Origin of the sequence: Paraburkholderia sp. SIMBA_054, assembly GCF_046534875.1 — a bacterium.
In the GTDB taxonomy this organism is placed as follows: Bacteria; Pseudomonadota; Gammaproteobacteria; order Burkholderiales; family Burkholderiaceae; genus Paraburkholderia; species Paraburkholderia hospita.
Window position 1 is genome coordinate 1 of record NZ_JAWRXV010000387.1, and the last position, 349, is coordinate 349.

The following is a 349-nucleotide window of genomic DNA, read 5'->3' on the forward strand; positions in this document are numbered from 1 at the left end:
GGGGCGGCACCTACTTTTCTTTGCCGCCGCAAAGAAAAGTAGGCAAAAGAAAGCGGCTAACACCGCCAGTTCTTGTTCTTATCCACGGGCCCTCAACGTCCCCACGCGTCACACGGCAGCGCCCTGGTTAGTGCTCGTTACCAACACTTTGAATGTGCGCCTCATCCGCTTCAAATATCCGTACTCGGGCACGCGGCAGCGAATGGTATGTGCCGCCCAGGTGGCAAACTGTGTGTAGGTTGTCGCGGCGTATAGCTTGACGCTCTTACAGCCAGCCCTTTCAAGGTCTTGATCAAAATGTCCCGCCTTTGGCGCGTTTAAGCAGGCGAGCGGTACTGTGATGGGCGCG

At 56.7% G+C, this 349-nt stretch carries 1 protein-coding gene; it reads right to left on the reverse strand.

Annotated features, from left to right (window positions below; all coding sequences use genetic code 11):
- Positions 1-108: 108 nt before the first annotated feature.
- Positions 109-349, reverse strand: a 241-nt coding sequence (locus tag SB822_RS55600; RefSeq protein WP_410858909.1) for a hypothetical protein, incomplete at its 5' end; no start/stop codon positions are given.